Source organism: Flavobacterium aquariorum (genome assembly GCF_003254745.1).
Taxonomy (GTDB): Bacteria; Bacteroidota; Bacteroidia; order Flavobacteriales; family Flavobacteriaceae; genus Flavobacterium; species Flavobacterium aquariorum.
On record NZ_QKXH01000003.1, the window covers coordinates 198,644 to 213,192 of the forward strand.

A 14,549-nucleotide genomic window follows, 5' to 3' on the forward strand; every position below is an offset into this window, starting at 1 on the left:
TACGAATTTATCAAAAAGACAAACCAAACATACGTAAAAAATAAACATACAGCATTAAATTTATTTAAAAATAAATATCTGTCAATAATTTAGAACAAATTATTTTTTAACCCAATTGTTAAAATTCAGACATTAAATAAAAAACAAAAACAATTCAATAGCGAATCTCTTATAACATGAAAGAATTACGATATTTAAACAAATATTTCATTAAGTATAAATACAGCTTTTCACTTGGTATTATTATCACCATAATCGCACAAATATTTTCCTTATTTACTCCAAAATTAATCAGTAAGTCCTTTAATCAAATTGAGGCTTTTGCCAAAAGTAAATCAGTAGACACCAGTGTTATAAGCCAAGAATTAATTTCGAATATCTTATTAATTATTGCAACGACCATCATAGCTGGTTTCCTTACCTTCCTGATGCGACAAACTTTGATTGTAATGTCCCGTCATATCGAATTCGATTTAAAAAATGAAGTTTTTCGTCAATATGAAAATCTATCTCAAAATTTTTACAAACAAAACCGAACAGGTGATTTAATGAATCGCATAAGCGAAGACGTTTCCAAAGTAAGAATGTATGTTGGCCCTGCTGTTATGTATACCATAAATACCTTTATCCGTTTTGCCATCGTAATTGGATATATGTACAATGTGTCGCCAAGATTGACTTTATATACTATTTTACCATTACCTATATTATCCTATTGCATCTTCAAATTAAGCTCTGAAATCAATAAAAGATCTACAACTTTTCAACAATATTTATCCAAAGTTTCCAGTTATACCCAAGAAGTTTTTTCGGGAATACGAGTTATAAAAGCCTATTCATTAGAAGATCAGCATCAGTCCAACATTAACGATTTGGCCAATGAAAGCAAAAGCAAAAGCTTAAGTTTAGCAAAAGTCCAATCTCTTTTCGGCCCTTTAATGATTGCCCTGATTGGTGTCAGTAACTTAATTGTAATTTATTTTGGCGGTTTGATGTACATTCACGGCACCATCAAAAGTATCGGTACTATTGCAGAATTTATTTTATATGTAAATATGCTAACCTGGCCAGTAGCTTCCTTGGGATGGGTCTCCTCCATGGTTCAAGAAGCAGAAGCTTCACAAAAAAGACTGAATGAATTTTTGAAAATAGAACCAGAAATACAGAATAAAAATACTCATAGATCAAAAATAGAAGGCAGTATCACATTTGACAATGTGAGTTACACCTACGAAGACACTCAAATAAAGGCTCTTCAGAATGTAAGTTTTACTGTTCATAAAGGAGAAACTCTGGCAATTTTAGGAAAAACAGGTTCTGGAAAATCAACCGTTTTGGCCTTGTTATCCCGATTATATGATGTAACCAGTGGCCAAATTTTGATAGACAATCATGAAATTAGTCAACTCAACTTGTTTGATTTGCGCAACAGTATTGGGGTGGTTCCCCAAGATGCCTTTTTATTTTCAGACACCATCAAAAACAACATCAAGTTTGGAAAAGAAGATGCTACCGATCAAGAAGTCGAAGCAGTGGCAAAAAGCGCTGTTGTTCATGACAACATTATCGGTTTTAACAAAGGATACGACACCATATTGGGAGAAAGAGGAATTACACTTTCCGGTGGGCAAAAACAACGCGTCTCTATCGCCAGGGCGATTATAAAGAATCCAGAAATTTTACTTTTTGACGATTGCCTATCTGCTGTTGATACCGAAACCGAAGAGGCCATTTTGAATAATTTATATCAAATATGCAAGAACAAAACTACCATAATAGTAAGTCATAGGGTTTCTTCTGCAAAAAATGCAGATAAAATTATCATTCTTGAAGATGGAAAGATAATTGAACAAGGCACTCATAATCAATTAATAAACCAAGACGGATATTATGCAGCGCTTTATTTAAAGCAACTTTCGGAAAAAGAATTGCTTTAATTGTTGGATAATACATATATTTTTAAGATTTTTGATTGCTATTAAATAAAAAAATGACGATAAGATTATGAGAGAAAATGATATGTTAGAAAAAGAAGAAATATTTTCAAAAGTTTTAAGAGCTGGCAGAAGAACCTATTTCTTTGACGTAAGAGCTACTAAAGCCGACGATTATTATATTACGATTACCGAAAGCAAAAAATTCACGGAAGAAGACGGTTCTTTTCATTTCAAAAAACATAAAATCTATTTATACAAAGAAGATTTTACCGCTTTTTCAGAAATTCTAGAAGACATGACATCTTACGTTTTGAACCACAAAGGCGAAGAAGTAATTTCAGAAAGACACCAAAAAGATTTCAAAAAAGAATATGCTTTAGATAAAACAGACGAAGACATTGTTCCAAATACTTCTAGCTTTACTGATATCGAATTTGACGATATTTAATTAGAGAAAAACTTATTAATAAAAGTCCAAGAATCACTTGATTTTTGGACTTTTTTTTATGCTTTAAAACAATCAAAAAAAAAATCCCTATAGGAATTAAAAGCTCCATTTTGACTTTTCAAATTAAAAAACAAGAAAATACTCTAATTAAAATTTAAATAAAATATGTTGATTATCAGTTGTTTATGCATGTTTTTAATATACTTATTTTGTACCTTTAGAAGTATTAACTTTAAATCCAGTCACAATGAAAATGTTAATTAATGTTATCTTTCCTATTGAGCCTTTCAACTCAATGGTTAGAAATGGTACAGCTGGCGAAATCATTGGTCGCGTTATTGATGATATCAAACCAGAAAGCATTTATTTTTCTGAACAAGAAGGAAATAGAGGTGCGGTTATGATTGTTGATATTCCAGATTCCTCAGCAATTCCTGCTATTTGCGAACCTTGGTTTTTAAATTTTGAAGCACATTGCGAAATTAGAATTGCAATGACACCCGATGATTTGATGAAAGCTAATCTCAACAAACTAGCTGAAAAATGGAGTGATGTTCATGCCATCTAAATAAAGGTGCGGCATATTAAACTTAAAAACCTCTTCATATAAATTGAATGAAGAGGTTTCTTTTTTAAAAAAAAATGATTTTATTTACAATGATTTCCTAAACGTTTTTCTACGGCAATGCACCACTGGATTAAAATTTTTCCAAATCAATTGAATGGCTATATTATCCGACAACTCAGGAGTTCTATAACAGTACTCTATACCTTTCTCAGAAAATGTTTTATAGTATTCATTAAAAATCACTGCGGTTACTCCTTTATTTTGATAGTCCGGATGTACACCGATAAGATAAAAAACAACTTCCTTACTATTTCGTCTAGCATTCAGTAGATGCAAAAAGCCGAAAGGGAATAATTTACCATTGGCTTTCTGAAGCGCTTTAGAAAAGCTAGGCATCACAATTGCAAAAGCTACAAGATTTCCATCCTTGTCCTCCACATATTTTATGTATTCGGGATTAATGAAACTGATGTATTTTTTCTTGAAATACTCTTTTTGAACATCCGATATAGCTACAAACGAAGATAAACTAGCGTAGGATTCATTAAACAAATCAAACATTTTGTCCACATATGGCATTACGTCTTTAGTAGATTTGAAATTGATTGGTTTTAGTTGGTATCTTTTTTTAACCAACTCATTTATTTTTTCAAAAAACTCTGGTTTGGCGTTCGCAAAAGGAAATTTATTTTCAACATATTCTTTTTCGGTCACATAACCCAATTGTTCAAAATGGGTTGCGTAATAGGGATGATTGTACCAAGTGATCATTGTTCCCAATTCGTCAAAGCCTTCTGTTAAAACACCAACTTTGTCCAAATTCGAAAACCCCATCGGACCTTCGACATATTCCAGATTGTTCTTTTGTCCCAGTTCATATACTTTTTCAAGCAAAGCCTTGGTAACCGCAATATCGTCAATAACATCAAACCAGCCAAAACGAACTTTGCTTTTTTGCTGATGATTAACCTCATCCCAGTTAATGATCGTAGCAATTCTGCCTACTATCCGATTGTTTTTGTATGCAACATAAAAATTGGCTTCGGCGCTATTAAAAGCTGGATTTTTGGTTTTATCAAATGTTTCCAATTCATCGGCAATTATAGGCGGAACCCAATATGGATTGTCTTTGTATAAGGAAAAAGGAAATTTTATAAACTCGATTAACTCGTTTTTAGTTTTGGCTTCTTGAATGGTAATCATTTTTATTTATGGGGAATTACTTTTATTTTTTTGTTTTTTTAAACCCCTTTTGGGTTTTGGTCTTTTTGGCCATTTTTTCGGCAGCTTCTTCTTCTTTTGTTAAAAGACGAACTTCCTTGTATCGTCCATCATAACGCCATGATATTCCAACACCTCCGTAAAGAACCGAAGGAGTATCTTTAAAATTGGTGCTTATCGAAGCATCCACCTGCATATTTCTATTGATCAAATAGGCAGCTCCACCTCGAACGATGGCATCACTATAAAAATCACTTTTTATTCCTTGATTTTCTACAAAAGCAGACCACTTTTTATTAATTCCCTTAGTCAAAGTCAAGATATAACTTAAACTAGGATAATCTGTAGTCATATAATTGGAAATGATATTGGTTACAAAAACCCAGGAGCCATCACCCAAATGATTTTGCAAAATGATAGCTACTTTTGGAGAGATCGCTGATTCTGGGGAAAAATAAAACGGATTATCGGCACCTGTAAAATTAGCTCCGGCAAAAACAGCAACTGCTGGTATTACTTGATGCCAGTTGAATTTATGATTTGCTTTCCAGCTATACAGATTTACTTCTTTTTTATATCCCTTATTCGGATCATAAATCAAATATTTAGCTCCCAAAACGGATTGTTTAAAATCGGCTCTATCATCAACCTGCATAGGATAGGTAAAGCTTTCATATACATATTGAATGTCTGCAATAAACTCTAAATTCTCCAAAAATGCACCATATCGCACTTCCATATCAAATCCAATACCATTGGCATCATACTTAGACAAACTATGACTTTCTTGAATGCCAAACACTCCTGTTTCTACTTGAAGAACCGTTTTCCCAACTGCAAAAGCCGACATGGATTCACCTGGCCTATTTGAATTAATTTCATCTGTGTGTTGCCCGTAATGAATTGTTGGAATTAAAAAAAGGGAAGCAAAAAATAATGTTTTGATATTGAACATACTGAATTATTTGAGTGAAAAGCTATAACGCATTTCAAATGTACTATATTTTATTGTAACTATCATTTGGTTAAAAATTTCTTAGAATATTAAAAAAAGTGTAGGCTGCTTTATTTAATATTCCAATAAAATTTTACTGTGGATTCTGATCTAAAAAGGCAATTAACTCTTTAGTAGCTTTTCCTCTGTGACTTATAGTATTCTTAGTTTCTAATGAAAGTTGAGCAAACGTTTCCTGATAGCCTTCAGGTCTAAAAATCGGGTCGTAACCAAAGCCTTGATTTCCTTTTTTTTCTAAAGTGATTTCACCTTTGGCAATTCCAGTAAAAAGATATTGCTTTCCTTTTAGGTTTAAAGTAATTACGGTTTTAAATTGGGCATTCCTATTTGCTGAATTTTCTAAATTTACAAGTAATTTATCCATATTATCTTCTGCCGATTTTTGCTCTCCAGCATAACGTGCAGAATAAACTCCAGGTTCACCACTCAACGCCTCTACCTCAAGTCCAGTATCATCGGCAAAGCAATCATAACCATATTTCTCGGTTATGTAATTTGCTTTCATAATAGCATTTCCTTCAATTGTATCAGCCGTTTCCGGAATTTCTTCATAACAACCTATACTTTCCAGGCCAATAATTTCAATACTTTCAGGAAGCATATTTTGTATTTCGTGAATTTTATTGGCATTGTTGGTAGCAAAAACTATTTTCATTTGTTGGCATTTAGTATTATTCAAGAATACAAATATATAAGTTTATTGCGCTCAAGGAAACAGCGGATTTATCAATGGTAGTCTAATTTTAATTCTAAAAATAAAAAACCAGCCATTTGACCGACAAAAAACGCTATGTTAAAAACACAGTTAAAAACCTATTTTAGAATACTTTAAACATAAAAATATCGTAACTTTGAATATGGTTCTGATTAATTACTTGAGCATATAATATCACAAATATAAAATATTAGAAAAAGTATCTCAATAGTCAGCTATACCGAATTTAAGTATAAGTTTGATAATGATAAATCAGAACTTAAAAAATTAAGAGGGCAATGAAAAGCCCTCTTTTTTTTTGTATTATTTAAGTATAACGCAATCTAACATACACATGTTTAATTCCTTTTTTATCAGAATCCCTTTCGTCTATTTCGAGAATATCGGTTAGGGATTTGAGCATGGGAGTCAATTTAGAGAAACCATAGCTTCTAGGGTCAAACTCTGGCTTTTTCTTCACAATGAGATTTCCCACATCGCCTAAGAAAGCCCAACCATCATCATCACCTATAGCATCGATCGTATCTTCTATCAATTCTATGGTTTTATTATCAATTTTTACAGCAACTTCTTTTTCAACAACTTTTTTGGTGTCTTTGGTGTCTTTGGCATCTTTAATATCTGCGGCAGGAGCTGTTGTTGCTGTTTTTGGTTTTTTCTTTTTGATGGCTCCTTCCAAAACCTCAATAAAAATGAATCGATCGCAAGAAACAATAAAGGGATTTGGTGTTTTTTTCTCGCCCATACCAATAACTTTCATTCCAGATTCTCGCAATCGAATAGCCAATCTGGTAAAATCGCTGTCACTGGAAACAATACAAAAACCGTCCACCTTATCAGAATATAGCAAATCCATCGCATCGATTATTAGGGCCGAATCTGAAGAATTTTTTCCAACTGTATAGCTATATTGTTGAATAGGTGTAATGGCGTGTTCCAACAAAACCGATTTCCAGCCATTAGCATTTGGTTTGGTCCAATCGGCATAAATGCGTTTGGTGGTTGGAGTTCCGTATTTGGCTATTTCCTCCATCATTCCTTTTACATTGCTGTATGGAACATTGTCGGCATCAATAAGTATGGCGAGTTTTAGTTCTTTTGTATTTTGAGACATTTTTTATATTTTAGATTGTAGATTCTAAATTTTTAGATTGAAATTATTATTCTTATTGTCATATTAATCGAACCTGATTCAAATATACGTGTTTTTACTGAAAAAAAAATATCGTCTCACGCATTAGCCCTGATGAAATTGGAAAGCTGGCGATTCCGAAAATTCATTTTCAAATGAAATCGAAAGCCCGTAAATCCTTAAATTTACAGGCTTTTTTGTTATCATATATTTTGAAAAACAGAAGTAGATTTACTTAAAGTTATTCCTATTTTAGTTAGCCATATCACAATGAAACGTTTTTAATTATTTTTAATTATGTCTATACTCATCGAAAACAAGCATAAAAGAACTTGGGCAAATGAGTTCTCATAATTGACATAAAGAAATAAACTAATTAACAATGACAGAGACCCCATATAAGGGATTCGTCAGGCATCCATAAAATAAATACTATCCAACTTCAAAAAGTTTAGCCTTTTGTTACTTTTTGTTAAAAATATTTTTTTTGGCTGGGTTAATATAGCGTTACCGACTATTTCTCCCCCATTTGCATCCATCATTTCATTTTTCCAGATTTTGTATACTTATCAAATTATGAAGCCAAAATACAGTTCAATCTTTCAAAATTCTCAATCTGGATAATTCGTCAAAACTGGAACTCTCTTTTTATTAACAAATCAACAACAAACGATATTCCCCTTCATTTTCTATTGGTGCTCTGTGAATACAAGGTTGCACTTGTTGTTTAGGATGATCCACCGCCAGACGCCAAAGATGTCCCAATCCTAAATTAATAGGTACTACATGGGATTTCGCCTGATAATGCAAATCAAAATAATTTTCCTCCAAAAAGTTTTCAAATTCCTCCGATGGGCCGTTATGCAAGTCTTTAAGCTTTTTCCGAATTTCAGGAATTAGAATTTTTTGCTCCGCTTGTTCATTAGCAATAATATCACTTGGTACTCCGTGATAAGTACATAAAAAAGTATCCGTTGCAATGGGCGAACGATCAACATGATACGAATACACATCAGTGGATATGAAATCAAATTCGTCATCTCGCTCATAACATTTAAGTAAATTAAGAGACGGGGAAGCTCCGAAATCTGTTAGTAATCGTAAATCATTTATGATAATTTTCCTTGCTATAATCCCCTTTTCTGATAGTTGGAGTGCCAATAAATCTTTAGGGTAAATTTCCGTTATGTTTCCTTTTATTTGCAGTTTATCTACAATTTCTTTAAAATCGCCTTCCAAATTTCTGTACCAGCATAATGCATTCATTTCTCCCTTAAAATCAGTATCTACAAGTTCAGAAAAAGTGGATACCACTCCAATTTGGCTGCTGTCAGAAAATGTATTGCTCATAGTATAATGCAAGAAGCTAGTTACTTCATTTACTACAAAAATAAGGAATTGCGCGCAGCTGCGGCATTTTTATTGTTATATACTTTAGTGTTTTACCAGAAGCCCAAAATGGCTGCATGCCCTAAATAAAACCGCCATAGCTGTCATAACTAGAATTTCTGATTTTGAATTTAATTGTTTTAGTGTACGAATTCAATATTATTTTCAATTGAGTCAAAGGGCAACCCGACAACTCGGATTTGCATATGAACGAAATGAATTGACGAAGTAATCCGTGCCCAAAAAGTATAGTCCCAAAATTTTAACTAATCGCCCTGCATGTCACATAATTAATATTCTCTTCCATAACGATGGTTTTTATGTATCGTTATTTCGGGAAGGGACATTAAAGTTTTATTGATAACTTTGCTTCTAAATACACTTAGTAAGTCCAAGATTCTCAAAAACAAATAGTAAGTTACGAAATAACCAAAATGGAAAACATTCCAATAAGGCATATTCCTGAAAGCCCAAAAGAACCAAACTTGTCGGGAAGCTTTAGCGTAAGAGATATTCAAGACCTGTTGCTGGAGAAAGATATGGTTCAGGAGCTGCATAGACATGATTTTTACTACATACTGGTTCTAAAAAAAGGAAGTGGTTATCATGAAATAGATTTTAAACAATATGAAGTTCGCAATCGTACAATATTTCTGATGCGCCCAGGACAAGTGCATCAACTTACTTTGAAAGCAGGAAGTTCAGGGTATTTACTTCAATTTAAAACAGATTTTTTTAACTCTCAAAACAAATTAGCTCAGGAGCTTTTACGTAAAGTTAGTCACATCAACTTTTGTAGCCTTGATAATGATGGATTTAATAAGCTGGAGACTATTTTGTCCTATATTTTAAAAGAGTACAATGAAAAACAAGAAGGCTATCAAGAGGTTATTAAATCAAACTTTAGTATTTTCTTTATTGAATTGGTGAGACATCGCCAAAATAAGGAAATTGCCTCCAAAGAAAACAATCCCTATTTACTGGAACAACTAGAGAAATTCCTGGAACTTTTAGAAACAAATATTACCAAAAGCAAACAAGTATCACAATATGCCGATATGTTGAATATCTCTACCTATCAATTGAATGCTATTACGAAGACATCACTAAATAAAACACCTTCTGAACTTATTAATGAACACATTGTTTTAGAATCAAAAAGACAACTTCTTGCAACATCCAATCAAGTTAACCAAATAGCCGATCAGCTTGGTTATGATGATATATCCTATTTCATACGGTTTTTTAAAAAACATACTAAATATTCCCCAGAAGCATTCCGACACAATTTCAAATAAGTCCTATTCAATTTCATTTTTGTCCTATCCTGCAGCTTGAAACTGCTAATACCTTTGCTGAATAAATACTATAAATATTCAAAAAAGCAATCGGTATGAAAACAAAAATGAAATTAATGGCTGCCTTAAAAATATGGGTCGTAATTTACCCGTCTATTACACTATTTCTTTATCTATTAGGTAAATCATCGCTAGAATTCCCTTTGTATCTAAAAACTTTATTTCTTACTCTTATATTAGTCCCGTGGGTCGTTTTTATTGGTGTTCCTTTTGTGGATTTTATAATGCGTCAACTTTTAATTGAAATTGATAAAAAATAATCCAGCATGAAAGCTAGCAAGAAAAATGAGCACTCATCTTCTAGAAGAAAATTCATTAAACAAAGTGGGCTCGCAACAGTAGCACTTGCATTACCATTTCCTATAATAAAAATTTCAAGAGACACTAAAATGAAAAATAATAAAAAATTCGATGTAATAATAGTCGGAGGCAGTTATTCAGGTCTTGCAGCCGGTATGGCTTTAGGCAGAGCTTTGAAACAAGTTTTGATTATTGATAGCGGTCAACCTTGTAATGCACAAACACCTCATTCCCATAACTTCCTTACACAAGATGGAAAAACACCCAAAGAAATAACAACTCTCGCCAAACAACAAGTAGAAATGTATGATACCATAACCTTTTTTAATGGTTTGGCATCCAATGGAAGCAAAACGGATAAAGGTTTTGAAATTCAGGTAGCATCAGGCGAAACATTCCAAGCAGGTAAATTAATTTTTGCAACAGGCATAAAAGATGAAATGCCAAACATTGATGGGTTTGCAGATTGTTGGGGCATTTCGATGTTACATTGTCCTTATTGCCACGGATACGAAGTACGAAATAAAAAAACTGGCATACTGGGCAATGGGGAATATGGTAATGAATTAGTTAAGTTGATTTCTAATTGGACAAATGATTTAACCTTGTATACCAACGGAAAATCATCATTAAATGTTGAACAAACAGTGCAATTGGAAAAACGTCAAATAAAAATAGTTGAAAAAGAAATTAAAAGGCTGGAACACAATAATGGGTATCTTAAAAATATCATTTTCAATGACGGAACAAAATCGGAAGTAAAGGCTATGTATTCCCGCAACTCATTTGAACAGCATTGCAAAATTCCAGAATCTTTAGGCTGCGAATTAAATGAAGAAGGCTATATCAAGGTGAATTCCTTTCAAGAAACTAGCGTTGATGGCGTTTTTGCCTGTGGCGATAATACAACACGAATACGTTCTGTAGCAAATTCCGTAGCAATGGGAACAGCAGCTGGTATGATGGCAAGCAAAAAAATGATTCTGGAACAATTTTAAAAAATACAATTATGAATAAATCTTGGGATAATACATATAAAGAAATGTGGGACGAGCGATACAAAGAAAACGAATTTGTTTACGGCAAAGAACCTAATCTTTTTTTCAAAGAATGGTTACAAAAATTTGACCCCGGCACTATATTAATGCCCGCCGATGGCGAAGGACGTAATGGTGTTTTTGCAGCAGAATTAGGCTGGAAAGTAACTTCAACTGATTTAAGCGAAGAAGGAAAATTAAAGACATTAGCTTTAGCAAAAGAAAAGAATGTGTCACTAAAATATATTGTCGGTGATTTGGATCAGCTCCACTTTGATGCTGCATCATTTGATGCTATTGGATTAATCTATGCCCACTTTTCAGCCGAAAAGAAATCATTTTTGCACAAAAAATTAAATGATTGTGTAAAACCAGGAGGTATTATTATTTTCGAGGCTTTCAGCAAATTGCATTTGCTTTACAATGGACGTGACCCAAAAGTGGGAGGCCCAAAAGATATTGATATGTTGTTTTCTGCTGCCGAAATAGTGACTGACTTTGAAAATTACGAAATACTACTATTAGAGGAAAAAGAAATCACATTGGAAGAGGGGAAATATCATATTGGGAAAGGTTCTGTGATTCGATTTGTTGGAAGAAAAAAATAGTTTATCAAAATTGTAAAGCACATTAGGCTAAGTAGCCCCAAAACTTAATAAATTTTGGGGCTTTTATCTTTACTGATAGCTATAGTAATTCTAAATTAAACTGCTTATTTTTCTAAAAAATGACACCAAATATTTTTTTTCAATTATTCAAACACTATTTAAAATAAGTCCTATTCAACTTCATTTTTGTCCTATCCTGCTGCTTACCCTTTGAAATATCTTTGTTGAATAAATAATCAATTAAAATTGAATCAAATGAAAATTATCATCGTAGGGGCAACAGGCACCATGGGAACGCACTTATCTAGTGCATTTGAAAATGAACATAAAATCATAAGAGTGGCTTCTCAGGGAGGCGATTTTCAAGTGGACATTACTTCGCCTGAAGAAATTGAAAATTTTTTTCAAGCAGTTGGTCCATTTGACGCACTTATTTCAACAGCAGGACCCACTTTTGTCGGTCCATGGAAAAAATTAAACGACGCAACATTCAGAAAAGGTGTTGAAGGAAAAATGATGGGACAAATTAATTTAGTGCTTATCGGCCAACACTATATAAATCCTAAAGGGTGTTTTACTTTAATTACTGGCGCTTTGACGGAAGAACCACAAATTAACTTCGCCAATGCATCGGCTGCCAATGGAGCGGTTGAGGGATTTGTTCGAGCAGCAGCAATTGAACTTGAAAATGGTATTCGTATTAATGCGGTAAGTCCAACGGTAATCGAAAATTCTCCTCAATATTTTCCTTATTTCCCAGGAGAAATTCCAACTACCATGAAACAGCTTGAGTTTATGTTCCGCAAAAGTGTTTTCGGAGCCAACACAGGACATGTAATTAGATCATAATTTTTGTATCCGTGGGTCATTATTTTGCAATGGTAATGGCCCATAATGTATTATTGGCTTCAATAATCAGTCATAGATTTTAAAGACTAATAAGGCTTTTATTTCATTCCAATATTTCTGTTCAATGAATCAAATTTAATAATCACTCCTTTTTAATGATTCTTGAAAAATGTTCCCGATACGTAATTCCAATGGGTATGCGGGTTTTATTAATTATTACCATCGCTTTTTCGATAACTTCAATATGTTTTAAAGAAATAATGTAGGATCTATGTACTCTTACAAATACAGTCGAAGGCAATATTTTTAATAGTTCTGCCATGGGTTGCAAGGTCATTATTTTTCCTTTCAGCGTATAAAACGTCATATAATTTCCAGCGCCCTCAATATAAAAAATAGAATTTATATCTATTTTGAATGTTTTTGAGCCACTTTTTATAAGAATTGATGCATCCTGTTGTTCGGTATTCCTCAAAAGTGGAATATCTTCTTTTTTGAGAATGGGGTTTTCAATTGCCTTGTTTACCGCTTTAAGAAAACGATCATATTTTACAGGTTTTAATAGATAATCAATGGCATTGTACTCATAACTTTCTGCTCCATACTCAGCATAAGCAGTAATAAATATTATTTTGGGCAAAACAGGTAATGACTTTAGTAATTCGATACCAGATAATTCGGGCATATTAATATCGATAAATACCAAATCTATTGGAGTATTTAACAAAAAAGTCATCGCTTTAAAAGGATTGGTAAATCCTTCAACAAACTCTAAAAATGGTGTTTTTTGAATATATCCAGAGATAAGTTCAAGCGCCATAGGTTCATCGTCAATTACTATGCATTTCATATATTACCGGGCTTAAGTTGCAATTCTAATCGAACTTTAAAAAATAAATCGTCCTGATGGATATCCAATTTATGCAGATTTGGATAAAGCAATGCGAGTCGTTCTCTAACATTTTTCATTCCAATTCCAGAATTTGTATGGTTCGATTGTGCATTTTGGATATTTATTATATTTTTTGTTTCAAGTACCAATGTTTCCGAATTTAGATAAAGTACAATTGCTATTTCAGGCTTCTTGCTCAGTATCACCCCATGTTTGAATACATTTTCAATAAAAGGAATAAGAATCATTGGGGCTATTTTATTATTGTAAAAGTTCCCTTTGACTTCATAATGAACATGATCCGCAATTTCTGACGACAATCTTTGCAATTGAAGATTGATATAAGTATCAATATAATTAATCTCTTTTTCAAGAAGTACTTTGTCTTCATTGCTTTCGTATAAAACATAACGCATAAGTCCAGAAATTTTTTCAATAATATCAGCTGTTGCATCGTCATTGTTTTTGATTGCACTTGAATAGGCGGTATTTAAAGTATTGAAAAGAAAATGAGGATTGATTTGTGCTTTTAGATATTTAAGTTCTGTAACTAATTTATCTCTAATTAATTGTTGTTGCAATTTATTGGTGATTATCCAATTTTTGGTGAGTCCATATCCTAATGACAAAGACAAAATAAATGTTTTAGTTTGAAAGTTAAGTAACAAATCAGAATAAAAAACTTCTTTTTCACTCGAAAATAGCGATATAATATAAAAGTGATCAAAAAGAGTATTTAATAGAACTATTGAAAGATATAGTGTGATAAGTGAGAAGAGAAAAGCTTTGTAACGTTGTTGCGAAAAAAAGCGTGGAATAAAATACAAAGCATTGGTGTAAAATAATATCAGGTTTAATGCAAAACTCCAAATAATAGGTGGATAAATACTTTCATCCTGCTTGCGAAAGGAACCCAAAGTCCTAACTTGAAACCACACAAATAAAAAAAGTGACACCCAAATAAGAAAATGAACAATGGGTTCAATGCTGTCTTTTAATCTAAATTCTTTGAACATTATTGCAAATTTAAGTGGTAAAGATACTTACTAATGATTGAAAAAACGGGAGATAAAAATCATA

15 protein-coding genes are annotated in these 14,549 nt (G+C 32.6%); 8 read left to right on the plus strand and 7 right to left on the minus strand.

The window, feature by feature from the left end:
- Positions 1-176 precede the first annotated feature (176 nt).
- The 3 genes from DOS84_RS06220 to DOS84_RS06230 all read left to right on the plus strand — a co-directional run bounded on the left by DOS84_RS06220 (position 177) and on the right by DOS84_RS06230 (position 2,953).
- Positions 177-1,937 (plus strand): ABC transporter ATP-binding protein, encoded by a 1,761-nt coding sequence (locus DOS84_RS06220; protein WP_111409253.1) that lies wholly within the window; start codon positions 177-179, stop codon positions 1,935-1,937.
- A gap of 67 nt (positions 1,938-2,004) precedes the next feature.
- A complete protein-coding gene (locus DOS84_RS06225) occupies positions 2,005-2,385 on the plus strand; it encodes a PUR family DNA/RNA-binding protein (RefSeq protein WP_111409254.1) in 381 nt (126 codons plus the stop codon).
- Positions 2,386-2,632: 247 nt separating this feature from the next.
- Entirely contained in the window at positions 2,633-2,953 is a 321-nt protein-coding gene (locus DOS84_RS06230; protein ID WP_111409255.1) for a panthothenate synthetase, read from the plus strand.
- An 84-nt stretch (positions 2,954-3,037) separates the two neighbouring features.
- On the opposite strand, the gene DOS84_RS06235 is transcribed toward DOS84_RS06230, so the two are convergent.
- The 5 genes from DOS84_RS06235 to DOS84_RS06255 form a co-directional block, all read right to left on the minus strand.
- Complete coding sequence (locus tag DOS84_RS06235) at positions 3,038-4,156, minus strand: GTP cyclohydrolase (RefSeq protein WP_111409256.1); 1,119 nt, start codon at positions 4,154-4,156, stop codon at positions 3,038-3,040.
- A 22-nt stretch (positions 4,157-4,178) separates the two neighbouring features.
- A complete protein-coding gene (locus tag DOS84_RS06240; protein ID WP_111409257.1) occupies positions 4,179-5,129 on the minus strand; it encodes a transporter in 951 nt (316 codons plus the stop codon).
- 133 nt (positions 5,130-5,262) lie between these two features.
- Positions 5,263-5,844, minus strand: coding sequence for a non-canonical purine NTP diphosphatase (locus DOS84_RS06245; protein WP_111409258.1), 582 nt, complete (start codon positions 5,842-5,844; stop codon positions 5,263-5,265).
- A gap of 367 nt (positions 5,845-6,211) precedes the next feature.
- Positions 6,212-7,018: an NYN domain-containing protein gene (locus tag DOS84_RS06250; protein ID WP_111409259.1), complete on the minus strand. Its 807-nt coding sequence runs from the start codon at positions 7,016-7,018 to the stop codon at positions 6,212-6,214.
- 669 nt (positions 7,019-7,687) lie between these two features.
- A complete protein-coding gene (locus DOS84_RS06255; protein WP_111409260.1) occupies positions 7,688-8,386 on the minus strand; it encodes a DUF1826 domain-containing protein in 699 nt (232 codons plus the stop codon).
- A gap of 473 nt (positions 8,387-8,859) precedes the next feature.
- On the opposite strand from DOS84_RS06255, the gene DOS84_RS06260 reads away from it, so the two are divergent.
- The 5 genes from DOS84_RS06260 (at position 8,860) to DOS84_RS06280 (ending at position 12,577) form a co-directional block, all read left to right on the plus strand.
- Positions 8,860-9,723 (plus strand): helix-turn-helix domain-containing protein, encoded by an 864-nt coding sequence (locus DOS84_RS06260; RefSeq protein WP_111409261.1) that lies wholly within the window; start codon positions 8,860-8,862, stop codon positions 9,721-9,723.
- A 95-nt stretch (positions 9,724-9,818) separates the two neighbouring features.
- Entirely contained in the window at positions 9,819-10,043 is a 225-nt protein-coding gene (locus DOS84_RS06265) for a putative antibiotic biosynthesis monooxygenase (protein WP_111409262.1), read from the plus strand.
- Between the two features lie 6 nt (positions 10,044-10,049).
- A complete protein-coding gene (locus DOS84_RS06270; RefSeq protein WP_111409263.1) occupies positions 10,050-11,081 on the plus strand; it encodes an NAD(P)/FAD-dependent oxidoreductase in 1,032 nt (343 codons plus the stop codon).
- An 11-nt stretch (positions 11,082-11,092) separates the two neighbouring features.
- Positions 11,093-11,728, plus strand: coding sequence for a class I SAM-dependent methyltransferase (locus tag DOS84_RS06275; protein WP_111409264.1), 636 nt, complete (start codon positions 11,093-11,095; stop codon positions 11,726-11,728).
- 255 nt (positions 11,729-11,983) lie between these two features.
- Complete coding sequence (locus DOS84_RS06280) at positions 11,984-12,577, plus strand: short chain dehydrogenase (protein WP_111409265.1); 594 nt, start codon at positions 11,984-11,986, stop codon at positions 12,575-12,577.
- A 142-nt stretch (positions 12,578-12,719) separates the two neighbouring features.
- Here DOS84_RS06280 and DOS84_RS06285 read toward each other — a convergent pair whose 3' ends face one another.
- Complete coding sequence (locus tag DOS84_RS06285; protein ID WP_111409266.1) at positions 12,720-13,427, minus strand: LytR/AlgR family response regulator transcription factor; 708 nt, start codon at positions 13,425-13,427, stop codon at positions 12,720-12,722.
- The gene (locus DOS84_RS06290; protein ID WP_111409267.1) at positions 13,424-14,485 is read right to left on the minus strand and encodes a sensor histidine kinase; all 1,062 of its coding nucleotides are present in this window, start codon (positions 14,483-14,485) and stop codon (positions 13,424-13,426) included. The genes DOS84_RS06285 and DOS84_RS06290 overlap by 4 nt, the downstream gene beginning before the upstream one ends.
- Positions 14,486-14,549 lie beyond the last annotated feature (64 nt).

What these genes read in the sequence shown, in the direction of transcription:
- DOS84_RS06220 (WP_111409253.1), top strand. Translation starts at nt 177, where the DNA reads ATGAAAGAATTACGATATTTAAACAAATATTTCATTAAGTATAAATAC.
- DOS84_RS06225 (WP_111409254.1), top strand. Translation starts at nt 2,005, where the DNA reads ATGAGAGAAAATGATATGTTAGAAAAAGAAGAAATATTTTCAAAAGTT.
- DOS84_RS06230 (WP_111409255.1), top strand. Translation starts at nt 2,633, where the DNA reads ATGAAAATGTTAATTAATGTTATCTTTCCTATTGAGCCTTTCAACTCA.
- DOS84_RS06235 (WP_111409256.1), bottom strand. Translation starts at nt 4,156, where the DNA reads ATGATTACCATTCAAGAAGCCAAAACTAAAAACGAGTTAATCGAGTTT.
- DOS84_RS06240 (WP_111409257.1), bottom strand. Translation starts at nt 5,129, where the DNA reads ATGTTCAATATCAAAACATTATTTTTTGCTTCCCTTTTTTTAATTCCA.
- DOS84_RS06245 (WP_111409258.1), bottom strand. Translation starts at nt 5,844, where the DNA reads ATGAAAATAGTTTTTGCTACCAACAATGCCAATAAAATTCACGAAATA.
- DOS84_RS06250 (WP_111409259.1), bottom strand. Translation starts at nt 7,018, where the DNA reads ATGTCTCAAAATACAAAAGAACTAAAACTCGCCATACTTATTGATGCC.
- DOS84_RS06255 (WP_111409260.1), bottom strand. Translation starts at nt 8,386, where the DNA reads ATGAGCAATACATTTTCTGACAGCAGCCAAATTGGAGTGGTATCCACT.
- DOS84_RS06260 (WP_111409261.1), top strand. Translation starts at nt 8,860, where the DNA reads ATGGAAAACATTCCAATAAGGCATATTCCTGAAAGCCCAAAAGAACCA.
- DOS84_RS06265 (WP_111409262.1), top strand. Translation starts at nt 9,819, where the DNA reads ATGAAAACAAAAATGAAATTAATGGCTGCCTTAAAAATATGGGTCGTA.
- DOS84_RS06270 (WP_111409263.1), top strand. Translation starts at nt 10,050, where the DNA reads ATGAAAGCTAGCAAGAAAAATGAGCACTCATCTTCTAGAAGAAAATTC.
- DOS84_RS06275 (WP_111409264.1), top strand. Translation starts at nt 11,093, where the DNA reads ATGAATAAATCTTGGGATAATACATATAAAGAAATGTGGGACGAGCGA.
- DOS84_RS06280 (WP_111409265.1), top strand. Translation starts at nt 11,984, where the DNA reads ATGAAAATTATCATCGTAGGGGCAACAGGCACCATGGGAACGCACTTA.
- DOS84_RS06285 (WP_111409266.1), bottom strand. Translation starts at nt 13,427, where the DNA reads ATGAAATGCATAGTAATTGACGATGAACCTATGGCGCTTGAACTTATC.
- DOS84_RS06290 (WP_111409267.1), bottom strand. Translation starts at nt 14,485, where the DNA reads ATGTTCAAAGAATTTAGATTAAAAGACAGCATTGAACCCATTGTTCAT.